At 63.6% G+C, this 324-nt stretch carries 1 protein-coding gene; it reads right to left on the reverse strand.

The features are described 5' to 3' along the window. On the reverse strand, positions 1-324 hold a 324-nt coding region (locus tag IH13_RS0130035), incomplete at both ends, for a glycine betaine ABC transporter substrate-binding protein (RefSeq protein ID WP_031089222.1).

Here is a 324-nt window from a genome sequence, read left to right on the forward strand (position 1 = left end):
GCCCCAGGCGCCCTTGGGGTCCTTGAGCTTCTTCAGGTCGTGCGCTCCGTAGGCCCAGTGCGGCGACCACAGGGTCACCACGACCGGCTCCTTCTTCTTGATGGACCGGTTCAGCTCGGCCAGCATCGAGGAGGTGCTGGAGGAGACGACCTTGTACTCGCCCTCCAGGCCGTACGCCTTGAGCACCTGCTTGTTGAGGGTGCCCATCATCCCGGCACTGGCCTCGATGCCGATGATCTTGCCGTTGAACTTCTTGCCCTGGCCCTTGAGGTCCTCCAGGGAGTCGATGCCCTTCACGTACGAGGGAACCGTCAGCTCCAGCGA

Origin of the sequence: Streptomyces sp. NRRL WC-3549, from assembly GCF_000721935.1 — a bacterium.
Taxonomy (GTDB): Bacteria; Actinomycetota; Actinomycetes; order Streptomycetales; family Streptomycetaceae; genus Streptomyces.